General features: G+C 51.2%; 11 protein-coding genes. 9 read left to right on the top strand and 2 right to left on the bottom strand.

The window, feature by feature from the left end:
- Nucleotides 1-49: 49 nt before the first annotated feature.
- From GZZ87_RS17920 to GZZ87_RS17945, 6 genes are all read left to right on the top strand, one after another.
- Nucleotides 50-1,516, top strand: a complete 1,467-nt coding sequence (locus tag GZZ87_RS17920; RefSeq protein ID WP_162051257.1) for a phosphoglycerate mutase family protein — start codon at nt 50-52, stop codon at nt 1,514-1,516.
- A gap of 9 nt (nt 1,517-1,525) precedes the next feature.
- Nucleotides 1,526-2,242, top strand: coding sequence for a GDSL-type esterase/lipase family protein (locus GZZ87_RS17925; protein ID WP_162024800.1), 717 nt, complete (start codon nt 1,526-1,528; stop codon nt 2,240-2,242).
- A gap of 75 nt (nt 2,243-2,317) precedes the next feature.
- A complete protein-coding gene (locus GZZ87_RS17930; protein ID WP_162024799.1) occupies nt 2,318-3,847 on the top strand; it encodes a sulfatase in 1,530 nt (509 codons plus the stop codon).
- Between the two features lie 24 nt (nt 3,848-3,871).
- Nucleotides 3,872-5,356 (top strand): arylsulfatase, encoded by a 1,485-nt coding sequence (locus GZZ87_RS17935; RefSeq protein WP_162024798.1) that lies wholly within the window; start codon nt 3,872-3,874, stop codon nt 5,354-5,356.
- 839 nt (nt 5,357-6,195) lie between these two features.
- Nucleotides 6,196-7,350 carry a putative glycoside hydrolase gene (locus tag GZZ87_RS17940; RefSeq protein WP_162025972.1) on the top strand — a complete coding sequence of 385 codons (1,155 nt, stop codon included), beginning with the start codon at nt 6,196-6,198 and terminating at the stop codon, nt 7,348-7,350.
- A 652-nt stretch (nt 7,351-8,002) separates the two neighbouring features.
- Entirely contained in the window at nt 8,003-8,815 is an 813-nt protein-coding gene (locus GZZ87_RS17945) for a LamG domain-containing protein (protein ID WP_162025971.1), read from the top strand.
- Nucleotides 8,816-9,044: 229 nt separating this feature from the next.
- Here the strand turns inward: GZZ87_RS17945 and GZZ87_RS17950 are convergent, their stop codons facing one another.
- On the bottom strand, nt 9,045-9,719 hold the full coding sequence (locus GZZ87_RS17950; protein WP_244648067.1) for a response regulator transcription factor: 675 nt from the start codon (nt 9,717-9,719) through the stop codon (nt 9,045-9,047).
- Entirely contained in the window at nt 9,701-11,689 is a 1,989-nt protein-coding gene (locus tag GZZ87_RS17955; RefSeq protein ID WP_162025970.1) for a histidine kinase, read from the bottom strand. The genes GZZ87_RS17950 and GZZ87_RS17955 overlap by 19 nt, the downstream gene beginning before the upstream one ends.
- A gap of 153 nt (nt 11,690-11,842) precedes the next feature.
- Here GZZ87_RS17955 and GZZ87_RS17960 point away from each other — a divergent pair, with 153 nt between their 5' ends.
- The 3 genes from GZZ87_RS17960 to GZZ87_RS17970 all read left to right on the top strand — a co-directional run bounded on the left by GZZ87_RS17960 (nt 11,843) and on the right by GZZ87_RS17970 (nt 16,189).
- Nucleotides 11,843-12,682 (top strand): PEP-CTERM sorting domain-containing protein, encoded by an 840-nt coding sequence (locus GZZ87_RS17960; protein ID WP_162025969.1) that lies wholly within the window; start codon nt 11,843-11,845, stop codon nt 12,680-12,682.
- A gap of 156 nt (nt 12,683-12,838) precedes the next feature.
- Nucleotides 12,839-14,383, top strand: coding sequence for an alpha-L-fucosidase (locus tag GZZ87_RS17965; protein ID WP_162025968.1), 1,545 nt, complete (start codon nt 12,839-12,841; stop codon nt 14,381-14,383).
- A gap of 279 nt (nt 14,384-14,662) precedes the next feature.
- Nucleotides 14,663-16,189 (top strand): arylsulfatase, encoded by a 1,527-nt coding sequence (locus GZZ87_RS17970; RefSeq protein WP_162025967.1) that lies wholly within the window; start codon nt 14,663-14,665, stop codon nt 16,187-16,189.
- The last annotated feature ends 157 nt before the right edge of the window (nt 16,190-16,346 follow it).

The following is a 16,346-nucleotide window of genomic DNA, read 5'->3' on the forward strand; positions in this document are numbered from 1 at the left end:
TCAATCAGTCAATACGAAATTAAGCAGAGACGAACTGGTAACTAAGATGATGAAAACCAAACTACGATTTCTTCTATTAGCTATGATGGCGTGCGCGTCGATGGCGACGAGCGTTTGTGAAGCAGGGCTGAAGATCTATTACATCCGCCATGCCGAGGGCGGGCATAATGTGAGAAAAGCTTGGGAAGCGAAGGGAATCCCACAGTCGGAATGGCCTGCGTATGTGGGGAATCCTGATATGTTCACCCCGAAAGGGAATCAAGAGGTGCTTGCAGCTACGGAAAAGCTCAAGGCCTATAAGTTTGATTTTATCGCCAGCAGTCCCTTGTGGAGAGCGCGTAATACGATCCTTCCATACATGGAGATCACTGGTAGCAAGGGTGAAGTCTGGCCTGAGCTCAGGGAAGGCACTGGAATGAAAGCCATCTTGTCGAAAGACATCCCAGATGTGCAGGAAGATATACTTAATAAGGGAGAGCCCATTCTTCTTCCAGAGAGGGAAAAGCTGTTTTTCAAGCTGCGCGAGGGTGCCACCAATAACTACGGCAAATACCCTCGGGGAAGTGATGATAATGTGAAAGTCGCTTACATGAAGCACGCCTCACTGCACGCGATAGATGTTATTAAAAGACGTTTTGGAGGCTCTGAAAAATCGATCCTTCTGGCTGGGCATAATAGCGCGGGAGTTTCGCTCTTAAAGTTACTTCTCCAAGGTAACCCAGAAATCAGTGGAGGGTTGGAAAATACGGGGATCTGGATGGTGGAACAGCAGGAGGACGGAAGTTTTAAACTGAAAATGTATAACTCCGTTCCCATTGGGGTCGGCCCCGCCAACGCTGACGGAGATGTTTCTGTCAGGTTTCATGATGTGCAAGCTGATTTGTCAGATGCAAAAATCAGTGGTCTGACTGCTAGTGACTCGGATGTAAAAATTACTAAGGTGGAGGACGGATTGGACATTGTTTATTCGTTCTCCATTAAAAATCAGGATCTGGATGGAGTCGGTGGCTCAAATGATTCACTTGCGTGGGACATCCGGTATAAGGGGTATGTTGACGGTGACATTATACTTAATGGTAATGACTCCGCAGTGAAGCTTGGCGAGAAAGCTCAAGTGTATTCCAGTGATGAATACTTCGGGGTCTCAAACAAACGATATGTGGACGAGGAAGACTCGATCCAGTTTTCGGTGGAGAATGTGGAGTTGAGTTCGGATGGCGGCGCGACGGTTCAGTTCAATGGCTTTGACGGTTTATACGGATCGGATGATTCCTATGTATTTGGAGTTGGCAAAGATGGGTTAACTTCTCGAGTCACAGAGGATGATGGCAATTTCACCTTTGCTCCGATGAAGGTGCTCACTGTGTCCTGTCCTGATGATAAGTTCAGGGTTCGAGACTTGAGGGGCTCTTTTACGGTTTCCCGTAGTGTTCACTTCAGGCCTAAGGGGGCGGACGCGCTCGCTAAAAAAGTGGCCGCTGTGATCGAAGATGACCTTCAAACTCTAAAGAAATAAATTAATTCTATGGAAATAAAAAATATTATTCTGGTTATGGCGTCTCTGTTTCTGTCTGCGGCGCATTACGTAGATGCGAGCGAGGTGATTCGCATCACTTGTGTTGGAGATAGTAATACGAAAGCAGGTTATCCGAAGTTACTTCAGGAAGCGCTGGGAGATGGTTGGGAAACGATCAACTGCGGAATAGGTGCGGCGACGGTTATTGAAGGAAGCCTTCGTCCATACCATAAGATCCCTGAATATGAGAAGGCGATTCAATCCAATCCTGACATCGTCATCATTATGCTGGGGACCAACGATGCAAACCCTCGCTGGTGGGACGATCTCGAGCGCGAAACGCCGTTTCAAGGCTCTGCCGAAGAAGAATTTTTGGTGGGCTATCAAAAACTGATCGAGACTTTTCAAGCCTTGCCAAGCAAGCCGCAGATATTTGTAGCGACTCCATTGCCTGTTTTCCCAGCGGCTGAAAAACGGGAAGAGATGAAGGCCGAACGGATCGGGCGACGTGATAATCTGGTTCGTCACATCATCCCTATCATCGAGAAGATTGCGGAAGATCCCAGTGTAACACTGATCGATATTCAATCCGCTATGGCAGGTCAGGAAGCGAACTGCAGAGATGGCGTTCATTACAATAACATCGGAAAAAAGATGATGGCAGATGTGTTTGCTGCCAGCATCCAGCAGTATGCTTCAATCACTGAAACAGTAGACCCAAAATAGATCAAAAATGCTATTTTTAAAAAAATGAAAATCGGTATTAAAACTTTTCACTCTGTTTCCGTGGAGGCTTTTAAAATGAGCTCTTCGCTATTAGCGAAAGAAAGGGCGAGTGCCTGGACTTCAAAGTTGTTCTTAAAGCTATCTGCGCCTCTACTCCTATTATTTGTCAGTAATCACGTGTTAGCTGACTCTCGCCCGAACATCGTCTACCTCATGGCAGACGATCAGAACTTCGGTTCAGTCGGTATTTACGGGAACCCTGAAGTGCAGACACCACAGATGGATCAGCTGGGGCGGGATGGTGTGATTTTCGATCGGCATTACAATACGACTGCGATTTGCATGGCGAGCCGCGCGAATGTCATGACTGGCATGTATGAATACAAAACGGGCACCAATTTTGGGCATGGTGATATGACATCCGAGATCTGGTCAAAGTCGTATCCGGTGTTATTGCGGGAGGCTGGTTATCTGACCGCGTTTGCCGGTAAGTTTGGCTTCAAAATCGATGGGCATGGCTATGACGGTAGCGAGTTCTTTGATCTGTGGGGTGGTGCCGACGGGCAGACGAGTTATCGAACTGGAAAAAACAAATCCATGGCGAAGTATGCGAAGGATTATCCGCATTCCACGTTGTCGTATGCTGCATTTAGTAAGGACGTGATCACCGAGGCGGTGAAGCAGGACAAGCCGTTTTGCTTGTCGATTAGCTTCAAAGCGCCGCACAAGCCGGCAACTCCGGATCCGCAATTTGATCACATCTATGCAGGTAAGACGTTTACTAAACCCGCGAACTTCGGCCGTGAGAACGGTGCACACCTCTCGCCGCAAAGTAAGCAGGGGCGGCAGTATCCACGTTTTACGGAGTGGCATTACGATACCGACTACGACGGTGAAATGCGTAAATACTATCAACAGATCTACGCGATCGATGTGGCGCTGGGAATGATTCGTGAGGCCTTGGAAGCGCAGGGCGTTGCCGATAATACGGTGATCATCTATACCAGTGACAATGGCTACATCAACGGTGCGCACGGCTATGGCTCGAAAGTTCTGCCAATGGAGGAGTCCTCGCGTGTGCCGCTGATGATCTATGACCCGCGCAGTGCGACTTCTGGCAAACAGCTCCGCAGCCCGGCTCTGACCGGCAACATCGATTTTGCCCCGACCATTTTGGAACTGGCCGGGCTTTCGATCCCATCGAACATCGACGGTGTTAGTCTGTTGCCGCTGTTGAAGGACCCAAGCGCGGACGTTCGTGAGCAGATGGCACTCATGAACTGTTTCGGTAGCGGCGCGACCTCTGCGCTGACCGTGGTCACTAAAGATCACAAATATACTTATTGGTGGTATGGTGATTCAGAAATGGAGCCGACAGAAGAATTGTTTCATCTGAGCAAAGATCCGCTGGAGATGACGAATCTCGCACACAATCCGGAGGCTCAACCCTTGCTTGAAATCATGCGTAAGAATTACGACGCCCAACTAAAGCATTGGCAGGAGCAAGCGATTGCCGGCAGTAAACACGCGAAGTTCGGTGAGCTGTTCGACCGTAATCTTCCATTAGAAAAGAAGCAGGTCAGGCCAGCTAAGAAAACGAAATAGAAAACGACGACCATTTATCCATTTATGAAAACACTCTCACTTTTCCCTCTCGCTACGCTGGCACTGCTATTTGCCACGAGCCACACGATCAGCCATGCCGCTAGCAACCTCGCTGGATCGCGTCCCAACATCATCATGGTCATCACCGATGACCAAGGCATGGGCGACCTCTCCTGTATGGGCAATACGATCGTGCGCACGCCGAATATCGACAAATTCTACGAAGGCGCCACGCGTTTTACTGATTTCCAAGTCAGCCCGACGTGTGCGCCCACGCGCGCGGCCATCATGAGTGGCCGCTTTCCTTTCAAGGTCGGCGTGACCCACACGATTCTTCAACGCGAGCGGATGGCACCGAAAGTCTTTACCATGCCGCAAGCACTACAGAGCGCTGGCTATGCGACAGGCCTCTTTGGTAAGTGGCACCTTGGTGATGAGCCGGAATACCTACCGCAAAATCGGGGCTTTGACGAAGTGCTGATGCATGGCGCAGGCGGGATCGGTCAGACGGGTCTCGGCGATTTTCCAGCCAATGGTGAAAACGTTTATTTTGATAATGTGCTGCTGCACAATGATACGGTGGTTCAGACGAAAGGCTTTTGCACGGACGTGTTTTTTGATGCAGCAGAGGGCTGGATCAAACAGCAGCGTGCGGCCAATCAACCATATTTCGCCTATATTTCACTGAATGCACCGCATGGGCCGATGTATGCACCGGACCAATACAAACAGCGCTTCTTAGCGGACGGCTATGACGAGGGCACCGCAGCGCGCTATGGTATGATCGAGAATATCGATGATAACTTTGGGCATATGCTATCACTCTTGAAAAAGTGGGACGCGTTGGAGAATACACTGATCATCTTTATGACCGATAATGGGATGTCGATGAAAGCCATGAACCACAATGGCAAGAAGGTGCTTCCGTTTAATGCGGGCATGAGAGGGCGTAAGAATTCGCCCAATGAAGGCGGCACCCACGTGCCGGCATTCTGGCAATGGCAGGGCGTGCTCGGTGCAGGCGTCGATATTGATGGCCTGGTCGCTCATATTGACCTCTATCAGACGTTTGCAGAGCTTGCTGGGGCAGAACTCCCCAATGAGATGCAGGACTTGGATGGCCGTTCCCTCTTACCGCTGCTAGAAGATTCAAAGGCAGACTGGGCCGATCGTGAATTGTTTTTCCACTGCGGTCGCTGGCCGACAGGAAAGCGTGATACATTTCAATATGAAAAATGTGGCATGCGCACGCAGAAGTGGCGTTTCGTGAACAATCAGCAGCTCTACGATATTGAAAACGATCCCTCGGAGACGAAGGATGTCGCTAAACAATATCCAGAAGTGGTCGCTCAAATGCGCCAAGCCTACGACGGTTGGTGGGAGTCGGCTCTACCGCTGATGGTGAACGAAGACCTCCCCAGAGTGGCAAAGGAGGATCAACCGTTCGCGAAGCTCGAGGCACAGGCTAGGGAGGCGGGCATCCCTGAGTGGACGCCGGACGTGCTGTAGGTGCTTCTCCGGAGGGAAATCAATGAAGTCAACGCCGCGCATTGATCAGCTGGCTAGAACTGGTGTAGCGGACTGGTGAAGCCATTTCGACTAGCAGAAGCTGCGCACTACGATAGGCACTGGCCGAAACCGCTTCGCGGATCCGCTACAAAAGAACGCATAATACTGGGCTACGTGGGATGATTTGCCTAGAACTGGTGTAGCGGACTGGTGAAGCCATTTCGACCAGCAGAAGCTGCGACTACGATAGGCACTGGCTGAAACCGCTTCGCGGATCCGCTACAAAAGAATGCATGATACTGGGCTACGTGGGATCAGGTGCCTAGAAATAGTGTAGCGGACTGGCGAAGCCATTTCGACTAGCAGAAGCTGCGCACTACGATAGGCACTGGCCGAAACCGCTTCGCGGATCCGCTACAAAAGAATGCATGATACGGGGCTACGTGGGATCAGGTGCCTAGAAATAGTGTAGCGGACTGGCGAAGCCATTTCGACCAGCAGAAGCTGCGACTACGATAGGCACTGGCCGAAACCGCTTCGCGGATCCGCTACAAAAGAATGCATGATACGGGGCTACGTGGGATGATTTGCCTAGAAATAGTGTAGCGGACTGGCGAAGCTATTTCGACTAGCAGAAGCTGCGCACTACGATAGGCACTGGCCGAAACCGCTTCGCGGATCCGCTACAAAAGAACGCATGATACTGGGATACGTGGGATAATTTGCCTAGAAATAGTTAGCGGACTGGTCTGCCTATCACGTGAACAAGTGATACTTGAGCGGCGGCGGATATGCTATAGTCGCACCGATTATTCGTCTCTGACTCCGCCCCTATATTCATGAACACTCTTAAAATTGCTCTTTCTGCGATCCTATCGATCACCACGTATTCTGCTAGTTTTGCAGATCGACTTCCTGACTTCAGTTGGGACACGGTGCCACGCTATATGCATGTGCGCAAGGCCACGTCGTTTACTCCCCAGGAAGTGGAGTATTTAGCGACCTTTCCGCTGATTACTTTTGAGAAGACCACCGGAGCCAAGGAGTTTGGCGGCACCGAGGTCGGCACCTGGAAAGCGGCAAAGGCGGTCAAAGCGATCAACCCTCGGACGAAGGTTCTCTATTACCGTAATATCTTGGTGCATTACTCGGCCTACGCTGCGGATGCGCAGTTAGCCTCGATTCCAGATGCGTTTCTCAGTGATCAAAAGGGAAACACTAAGTTAGTGCGGGGAAAGGTGCCCGCCTACGACCTATCGAACCCTGCGGTGCAGGATTGGTGGCTGACCCACGCCAAGCAGGCCTGTGGCTCGGAGTATATCGACGGCATTTTCGTGGATGGAAATATTAAGGCGCTGGAGCACGGTTATTTGAAGCGGCAGGTAGGCGATGCCAAGAAAACGGCGGTCGAGCAGGGCTATCATCATATCATGAAGCAATTGCGAGCCATTGCTGGAACAGAGAGCCTTGTCGTGTCTAACATCATCCGAGCGAGATTTACTGACGCAGGGCTCGAATATATGGAGCCTTTCGACGGTTCCTATATCGAAGGCTTCGAGCACGCGGTCGGCGGAATGTCGCGCAAGGAGTATATGGCAAAGGGGATTGCGGCCATTCAGTCTGCTGCACAGTCGGGCAAGATCATTGCCTTTACTATCGGTCAGGGGAGTTATGCTGATACCGATATGGATATGGAAGCCAGCCAAGACTCGACCAAGGAATTCGCTTCACCCAACAATCGATTTACGTATGCCTTGGCGCTCTTTTTGATCTGCGCCGAAAAGCATAGCTACTTCATGTTTTCCGATGGCTACGGCGTCGACAATGGCAGAAGCAAATACTGGATGAAAGATATCCCAGAGTATCAATATCCGCTGGGTGCTCCGACAGGGGAGGCGACTCGAGAGGGTTACGTGTATCAACGCGAGTTCCAGCACGCGAGTGTTACGGTTGATATTGAGCAGGAAACGTCTGAGATTGTTTGGAAGCAATAGAATCAACCTAGTGCCTTATCTCTCGCGTTGTTTCGTCTTTATCTGTTTCTCGAGAGACTTCGAAGAGCTGAAGTATTCTGGAGTTTGGTCGGCATGAACGTCGAACGTGAAACGTCCAATTTTGAATAGAAATTCGCTTTTCATTCCAATGTGCATTGGCCGTTCGATGTTTGTAGCCAAACCATAGGATTTGAGAAGTTTTGAATGTTACAGCCTGCTAGGCGGCCGCACCATTATCCTATAAAAGAGTAGCTAGAAGGTAGTCATCAGGTGTTAGTTGCCAGGCATGAGCCCGTCGAATGTAGCTGCTCGACCGACATGGCCATTGATTGCACATGCACCATCGGGTGGGCACGGCTCCCGCCGTCGCCCGCATCGCTCCACCCTACGGGGCTATGGCGAGCAGGAAAGGAAGCCCACGACATTGATATCAAGCTCTAGCAACGATTCAGATCGGAAGATTGTGGCGGAAACATGTGAATACGTCATAGACACTTAGGCAGGAGTTACGTTACTATCCTTGTAGGATAGCATGGAATCTTGAGCTCAGTGCTTGAGGTTTCGCTTTATCTGTTATACTGCTTATCTAAGTTACCCGTCCCCCCCGTATTTTACGTGTTCGTAAAGTTTGATCCCCTCGAATTTGATCAATATGAAACGTCTCACTTCTGCCCTGTTACTTACATTTTTAACGCTGAGTTCGGCTCACGCGAAGCTGGTCGCGCATTACGACTTTTCAGACGGAGACCTATTGGATAATGAGGTCGGACCGGCGTTCCAGTTGAAGAATGCGGGTGAGGTGCCCGTCACTCTGGGAGCAGCAGGTGCAGTGTTTACTTCTTCGACAAAGATAGACAGTCCCCAGAGCTACCTGATGGTTGATTCCAGTCGAGATTTAACACAATTTACTGTGTCTTTCTGGATGAGAACTGATGTGGTCGATCAAGGGGGCGCTTTTCCTGGAATTTTCTCTTCCAATACGCTCACGGATCTCGGCTCCTTTCAGTTCTTTAGCGCTGGGCAACCTGTGGTTGGAAACAAGAAAACGGAAGATGGATCGCTGTTGCTGATCGCTGGGCAAGCGAGGAAAAAGTTGTTCACTCCTACTGTTGCTGCGCACAACAGCAACACGTGGTATCACGTGGGACTTGTATCCGATGGGGGGCAACTGACGACTACCATTTCCTCTGTTGATGGAAGCTTTGGCGATCTGCTCGACGGCGCAGCGATTTCCTTAGCTGCTCAGCTCAAAAATTTCGCCTTTGGTGTGAACCGTGGATTGAATCATGGCTATGGCTTTGAGTTGGCGAATGTAAGGGTCTATGACTCAGTTAAGCCGCTGGAGCCTCTTTACAAAGCAGGCAAGAAAGGCAACTATGTGGATATTCCAGAACCAGCGAACGTTGCCATCGCATTTGGTTTTCTCAGCATTGCTTGTGCGATGTTGAGACGACGGTCGCGGTAAGAATCCGAATGGCGCTGACTTAAGCCACTTTTCTGTATCCTGTAACGTTGATTGTTTCGGATCTAATTGAATCGGATATTGGTAGCGTGAAGATTTAGCGAGCGTTCAGTGCCTCAGCACGAAAGCCAGCACGACGCACGCTCGCTAAAGCTTCACGCTACGAAATTTGAAAGAGACTAGTCAAAAGCAGCTGAAAGCACGCTTCTATGGTTGATCTAATTGAATCGAATTACCGATCTATAATACCCGTGCGGTGCCCCTTATCCACTGCTGCTGCCGCATTGACCACCTGTAGCTTCTCATAAATGTGGCGTATGTGATATTTGACGGTGGTGATGGTAATATTCAGCTGATCAGCAATTTCCTTTTTGACTAAGCCTGCACTGAGTAGTTGCAAGATCTCTAGTTCGCGTTCGGAGAGCGGTTTATCGAGCGTCTCTTTGGGCGATGCACCTTGAAGCAGATTCAATATATAGATTGCCACTTTGGGATCTAAAGACGCCCCGCCTTGCATGGCATTACGGATGCCATCCGTAATTTCTTGGGCCGTGGCGGATTTTAGCAAGTAGCCGACCGCACCGCTGCGAATCGCGGCGACGACATCGGCCTCCTTTTCGGATTGGGTGAGGATGATGATTTTACTGTTTGGTGAATAGTCTTGGATCCAACGTATCGCATCGAGCCCCGAGATGCCCGGGAGGTTTAGATCCAGCAAAATCACGTCAGGGCATGTCTGTGTGGAGCTCTTTTCCAGCACTCGTAGTGCCGCTTCGGCGGTTCCGAACTGGCTGATGAGCTCGATGCCTTCGATGCGCTTAAAATAGAGGGTGATGATTTCTCGGAAACCGGGGTGGTCTTCCACCAGTGATACACGTATGTTCGAGGTTATTTCAGTAGATTCCATTTGCGCAGGGGGAGGATGAGGGTGATGTGAGTGCCTGTCTCAGTGTTTGCCACGGTTAAGTGTGCGCCGATGAGCTTTGCACGGCGGGCGAGTGAGGCGGGTGGATTCTGTAATGAGTCCGGTAGGCTATGACCGTTGTCAGTAACGATGATCTGGATACTTTTTCGGTTGGCGATGACTTGTGTGGTGACGCGTGTTGCACCCGAATGGCGAACGATGTTGGTCAGGCATTCTTTATAGAATAGAAAGAGGTCGACCTGCTTTCGTGGCTTGAGGTGTTGTAGCATGGCTTCGCCTTCAAAAGTAATTGTATGGCTTTGGTCCGTTAGGATTCGACTGGAGATGTCACGCATGTCATCGACCAGTTGCAGGTGCAGGTCTTTCGATTCCAAGGCGCCGAGGCTTTTGCGCACCGCCTGAATGCTCCGCTCCGTGAAGTCTGAAGAGCGATCCAGTAGCTCCAGCAGTTCACTGCGTGAATCGACACTTTCTTTGGCCAGATCACCGAAGAGACGGATGGTGTGCAAATTGGCTCCGAGTTCGTCATGGAGATCTGCCGCCATGCGTTCTTTCAGTTCGGCCAGCTGTCGCTGTCGCGCGTTGCGTTGGATCAGTATGATCAGGCCGATCGCAGCCGCGAGTAATGCTGCTAACCCACTCACCATTCGGAGTTGCGACTTCTGGCGGGCGTAGCGTTGGGCCAGCGCTTGTTCTATCAAAGGCTTGAGCGTCTCTAAGTCATGCCGACGAGCCAGCTCTTCCATCCAAGTTCGGATCGGCAGTATCTGACCATATAGATTATTGCCATCCGTCAATGAGCTGATTAACCGAGCGCTGCTAGGTGGGATTTGTGTCCCCTCTGCTTGGAAAGCTTTACCGAATGCTACATTGTGCCCGCCCGAGAATAACGCTACTTCAGCATAGCCGATCCTGAATTTATCCGGACTGAATTCGGTTTTACGGTCTGCTCCCAGCGATACGATCCGGACATACCGGCAGGTCGTTTCAGGGACATTCCACATCAGAATCGGCCCAGTGTTGTTGATGCTCTCTCGCTGGTAATCCAGTATCGTGACTGCGTCGGAAAAATTAGGCTGCATGGCACCTTCAACCCGAAGGTGTGGTGGAATACCCAAATCGCCAGCATAGACCTGTGGCACGGTGTCGCTTTGATCGACGGCGTGTAAATGAATTTGATTAATGGGATAGGGGCGCTCCAGATCGAGCGTCAACGTGGGGCGCTGCCCAATCGAGCTGACGTAGGCCAAGCTCTGACTCCCGAGTGCGGAGTCCATTAAGTAGGGGACAAAGCCGTCGACCAGAAATCGCTCATCCCAGGCACCGGCACTGTCAGTCATATTGCTTGAAGTGTGAACGGTTTGATGCAGCGCGACATTCTTTGTGCCACTGAAGATGAGCACTTCGGAGAATTGCAGTGTGTATTTAGGTTCTGGATAGTGTTTCCAGCGAGAGTGTTTGAAGCTCTCGATCCGTAGCCACGAGGCGGTGGTGTCGTCGGTTGCGACGATAACAGGAGCGATCCGCGGCAGAAGGCCATCGGCCTCGCTGTATTTGGCGATCACCTTGCCTGTCTTGTCTGCTTCGGTGCCTGCCCGGATCTGAAACTCCAAGGGGAAGCCATCGGCTTGAAAGCCTGCTTCGGTGTCGCGCCAAATCGTGGGCACCAGCACCACTTGATCAATGGGATACTCCGCATTTAGCTGAATCTCCACCCATTCCGGGTGATCGTCCGCTACTTGCTGCATCGAGCGGTAGCCGACGTTACCGATCCCGCTACGCAGGCTGAGATGGGCCAAGCCTTTGAGCTCGGAATTTATGTCATTCAGCTGCTGTTCGAGCTGACTAATGGAGCGCGTTTTTAAATCGATCTGTGGCTCCTGCGCTTGAGTCGCACAGCAAAGCCCTGTGCAAAAGGTGATGAGCGCGAGTTGAAGCCGATACGGAAACATGATTTTTTCAGATTGAAGCGAGATCGTATCCGCGTCCAGAGGAATGGGGCTCGGCTCTACCGTCCGAACGGACGGTATGCAAGATGCAGGAATTATGGTGTAATAAGACGTGTTGCTAACTCCCACCCCTCTGAAGACTAAAAATATACACTTATGAAAATGACATCGATCATCAAAACATCCTCTCTGGCACTCGCTTGCACAGTGGCGCTCGCATCTGTCTCCCACGCAGCTACGATTACTTGGACGAATGACGCCAATAATGAAAGCGGTTGGGCCGCCGGCGACAACTGGACAGGAACACCCGACAACACGGTTCCCACCAGCGGTTCAGACTCTGCGGTGGTGAACAATATTCCTACTGCAGGAAGCGGCAATGTGTGGGTGGCCTTCAATTCCGATTTCACGATTGGCAATGGTCAATCCTTGACGGTCGCAACGGATTCGGGGGTTAATTTCCGCGGAAGCGGAGCCACGTTGACACTAGCGACCGGCGGCACGCTGGATCTGACTACAGGCACAGCCGATGGAAATCTAGGTAATTCATTTGGTGGCGGGCTTTTTGTGGTGGTCAATTCCGGTGCTACCGCGAAGGTGACTAATCTGGACATTAATCGTAATTTGACTGGCGCGGGTGACAATGAAATAGCGACCTTCAACGCTTCCGCTGCGGGTGCCGTGACGCTGTTCGAAGTCACTAATACGCTGTCGATCGCCAACGCCACTTTGAATCTCGATCTGACTGCGCTGACCGCTGGAACTGAGCTCGGAACCTATGAGCTATTTGACTACGGCACCATTGCTGGCACATTCGCCAGCGTGAACGTGACCGGCTTGGAAGCGGGGCAGTCTTTCACTACGGACTACGCATACGATATTGGTGGAGGCGATTTGGGATTGGCGATCACTGTCATCCCCGAGCCTGGCACCTACGCGCTGCTCGCGGGTCTCACTGGCTTGGCATTTGTGATGCTTCGTCGTCGCCAAGCTTAAGGATATCTACGGCTCGACCACTCCTTTCTATATTAGGGTTAAACATCACCTGTAGGGTCGGTGACTTTTAGAATCCGGCATACTTGCCAAAAGTGTGTCGGATTTTTTGTTGATCGTCATTCATCGAGGCAGGCTGGACCGATTTATATAACATTTATGAAAGCTAAATATATCACGCTACTTTTTCTAGGCCTGTCGGGCAGTCTTGCCTGTGCAGAGCACATTGAACCACCTTTGGTGAGCGCAGTCGAACCAACTTGGGAGTCCTTAGCAGAGGGATATCAAGTGCCGGACTGGTTTGTCGATGGCAAGCTCGGTGTCTGGTTTCACTGGGGCATTCCCTCCTCGATCAAGGATGGCCGCCCGCATGACGGCTCTCACTACGGCGCCTGGATGTATGGCACCGAGGGGCAGTTGAGTGCGTCGAAGCATCCCGAAGCCGTGCAGCGTCTTACCGATTGGCACGACAAGACCTACGGCCCTCATGCAGAGTTTGGTTACGAAGACCTTATTCCAATGTTCAAGGCAGAGGAGTGGGATCCCGATGCACTGGTGCAAGAGGTCAAGGATGTCGGTGCACGTTTCATCATGCCGGTTGCGACGCACCATGATAACTTCGACATGTATGATTCCTCCCATCCATGGAACTCGTTCGATATGGGGCCGAAGCGCGACACGCTCAAGGAGTGGAAAGCCGCTGCGCAAAAGCATGGCCTGAAATTTGGGGTATCGACGCACCTCTACTGGTCGCCGCGCTTTTTCAGTTCTGCGCGCCAATATCAGAAGCCGGGCACGCTGGCATGGCAGTTGTTCAATATGGATTACTCGGTCAAGCACTACAATTCGGACGATGCCTGGAACGAGCATTGGTATGCGCGCTGCTGGGAAATTATTGAGAAGTATGATCCCGATATGTTTAACAACGATTCGCCGTATCCGGATCTTAAATCGGGAAACGGCTTGGGGCTGAAGCTGTTTACGGATTATGTGAATAAGGATTTACAGGAGAATCACGGCAAACAGGACGTTGTGCTCTCATTTAAGGATTCGAAAAAGAACAAGCAGGCCTTCACCTACAACATGGAGCGCGGTAGTGCGGCACAAATCGAGCCAGAGCCCTGGATGTGGGCGACGGATCTTTCCGGCACTTGGTTTTATCGTGATGGTGCGACCAATCGCATGAAAATCCCAACCATGGTTGGGAATGCCGTCGATTCCATCAGCAAGAATGGCGTGGTCATGCTCAATATCGCTCTGACGGGCGAAGGCACCATACCCGAATATCAAATGAATTATTTGAACGCCTTCCGCGACCTGATGAAGGTGAATGGCGAAGGTATCTATGGCAGTCGGCCATGGAAAGTCTTTGGCGAAGGCCCCGTGGTGATCGACGGCGGACGCGGTAACGAAAACCACACGCCCTACAGCCAAGAAGACATTCGCTTCACCCATCGTCAGGACACAGGAAAGGCAACGAAAGAGGGCACGCTCTATGCCTTCGTGCTCGCTACGCCGACTGAAGATATCCTGATTAAAACGCTGGCGACTGGTGGCATTTACGAGGCCTCAATCAAATCAATCACCATGCTGGGAAGTAACGAGCGTATTCAATGGAACCGCTCGGGCGAGGGCTTAAAAATCAAATTGCCACAAAAGCTGCCCGATTCACTAGTCACCGGATTTTGCATTACTGCTAAATAGACACGCAGGCGACTCGGCCACCACCACGCCCCTGTATTTGCCCCGCAATGATCGCGTATACGCAAGATTGCTGAAAAATTGCAGTGTGATAGTATCTGGTAATCCTAAGAAGCGTTAGAATGCGGGGGGGTAGGAGCTGATCATCAGCGGTTTATGAACCATCCACCATTCGCCAAATGGCTTCGGCCTTCGGTTGCATCCAAGGGCGAAGCTATTTGACGACAGCCAATGACGTCATAAAACATTGATGTTTAGCTCCTAACTACTCTTTTAAATATAATGATGAAAAAACTGCTGTTCCTCGCTTCATTGGTCCTGTCGTCCGTTCTTACCGCGAACGAAGCGCAACGTCCCAATATTATTTTCATTCTGGCCGATGACATGGGCTACGGCTCGGTGCAGGCCAATAATGAAAAATGCACCATCCCGACTCCGAATTTGAACCGCTTGGTCGAAGAGGGAATGAACTTTACGGACGCGCACAGCGACTCCTCGGTTTGCACGCCGAGCCGCTACGGGCTAATGACGGGGCGCTACAGTTGGCGCTCGGGTTTGAAGAGCGGTGTGACTTGGGGCTTCTTTCCTGCCTTGATCGAACCCGAAATTGAGACCGTGGCAGAAGTGCTACGTGATGCAGGCTATGACACCGGCATGATCGGGAAATGGCACATCGGTATCGATTTTACGAATAAGCAGGGGCAGACGATCGCCGAGGAGATGCGTTTGGATCAACATCTGTTTGTCAATTGCGCGGACTTTCAGAAGGTGAATTTAAGATACGACTGGAGGAAGCTTGATTTTACGCAGCCGATCAAAGGCGGACCTGTCGATCATGGTTTCAATTATTATTTCGGCGACGATATTCCCAATATGCCGCCGTATGTGTTTTATCGCGACAACATGATCGTCGATCAACCCACTGAGACGAAGCCGAAGAAGATGTTTGGCATTGCCGGCCCCATGGCTCCTGGTTGGACCTTAGAGGCCGTAATGCCTGCACTTGCAGCGGATGCCGAGCGTTACATCGCGGAAAAAGCCCATCAGGATGAGCCGTTCTTTCTCTATTTTTCACTCAACTCGCCCCATACTCCAATCGCACCGTCCGATGAATTCAAGGGCAAGAGCGGCTTGAACCTGTATGCCGATTGGATTATCCAGACGGACGCGGCAGTGGGGACGGTTTTGGAAGCCTTGGATGCGCAGGGAATTGCCGAGAACACACTGGTCATTTTTTCTACCGACAACGGCAGCACCGGCAAAGAGCTAGGCGAGCTAAAGAAGATGGGCTGCGATTTGACGCATCAGTTTCGCGGGCAGAAGCGCAGCATCTACGAAGGCGGCCACCGCGTGCCGTATATCGTCCGCTGGCCGAAAGTGACACCTGCAGGCAGTTCCAACGATACGCCGATTTGCTTGAACGATTTTCTGGCAACATCAGCGGCGATTGCCGGAGTGAAATTGGATGAAAATACGGGGCCAGACAGTCATAATATCCTGCCGCTGTATGAAGGTAAAGAGCGCGCCGAGAATCCTGCTGTGATCCACCACGACTTTGATGGTGGCTATGCGATTCGCCGCGGCGATTGGAAGCTGGTTTTCCAACTAGACCGTAAAAATAAGACCTTCACACGTGAGCTGTATAACATGAGCGATGACGTGAAAGAAACCACCGATGTGCTCGCTAGCTCTCCAGAGGTCGCTGCGCAACTGGAAGCACTGTTTAAGAATCAGGTCCGCGCCGGACGCAGCACGCCCGGCCCTCAGCAAGCGAATGTCGAAGATCCGGATTGGTTGCTGCCTTTTTAATTAGGCATCTTTCCGTTTGGTATGGAGTTCGCATGTGGTGTCACACTTCCAAGGCCAGATGTCTGATCACTGGGATACAGGCATACGTGATGGTTCGCCGTCGCAAGTATACTGCCGCGCATGATGCGCGTGAGTATAGTCATCTCAGTCACCTTTT

Source organism: Lentimonas sp. CC4 (assembly GCF_902728235.1).
In the GTDB taxonomy this organism is placed as follows: domain Bacteria; phylum Verrucomicrobiota; class Verrucomicrobiia; order Opitutales; family Coraliomargaritaceae; genus Lentimonas.

Bases quoted from the DNA above. Each gene is read 5' to 3' on its own strand.
- GZZ87_RS17920 (WP_162051257.1), top strand. From the start codon at position 50: ATGAAAACCAAACTACGATTTCTTCTATTAGCTATGATGGCGTGCGCG.
- GZZ87_RS17925 (WP_162024800.1), top strand. From the start codon at position 1,526: ATGGAAATAAAAAATATTATTCTGGTTATGGCGTCTCTGTTTCTGTCT.
- GZZ87_RS17930 (WP_162024799.1), top strand. From the start codon at position 2,318: ATGAGCTCTTCGCTATTAGCGAAAGAAAGGGCGAGTGCCTGGACTTCA.
- GZZ87_RS17935 (WP_162024798.1), top strand. From the start codon at position 3,872: ATGAAAACACTCTCACTTTTCCCTCTCGCTACGCTGGCACTGCTATTT.
- GZZ87_RS17940 (WP_162025972.1), top strand. From the start codon at position 6,196: ATGAACACTCTTAAAATTGCTCTTTCTGCGATCCTATCGATCACCACG.
- GZZ87_RS17945 (WP_162025971.1), top strand. From the start codon at position 8,003: ATGAAACGTCTCACTTCTGCCCTGTTACTTACATTTTTAACGCTGAGT.
- GZZ87_RS17950 (WP_244648067.1), bottom strand. From the start codon at position 9,719: ATGGAATCTACTGAAATAACCTCGAACATACGTGTATCACTGGTGGAA.
- GZZ87_RS17955 (WP_162025970.1), bottom strand. From the start codon at position 11,689: ATGTTTCCGTATCGGCTTCAACTCGCGCTCATCACCTTTTGCACAGGG.
- GZZ87_RS17960 (WP_162025969.1), top strand. From the start codon at position 11,843: ATGAAAATGACATCGATCATCAAAACATCCTCTCTGGCACTCGCTTGC.
- GZZ87_RS17965 (WP_162025968.1), top strand. From the start codon at position 12,839: ATGAAAGCTAAATATATCACGCTACTTTTTCTAGGCCTGTCGGGCAGT.
- GZZ87_RS17970 (WP_162025967.1), top strand. From the start codon at position 14,663: ATGATGAAAAAACTGCTGTTCCTCGCTTCATTGGTCCTGTCGTCCGTT.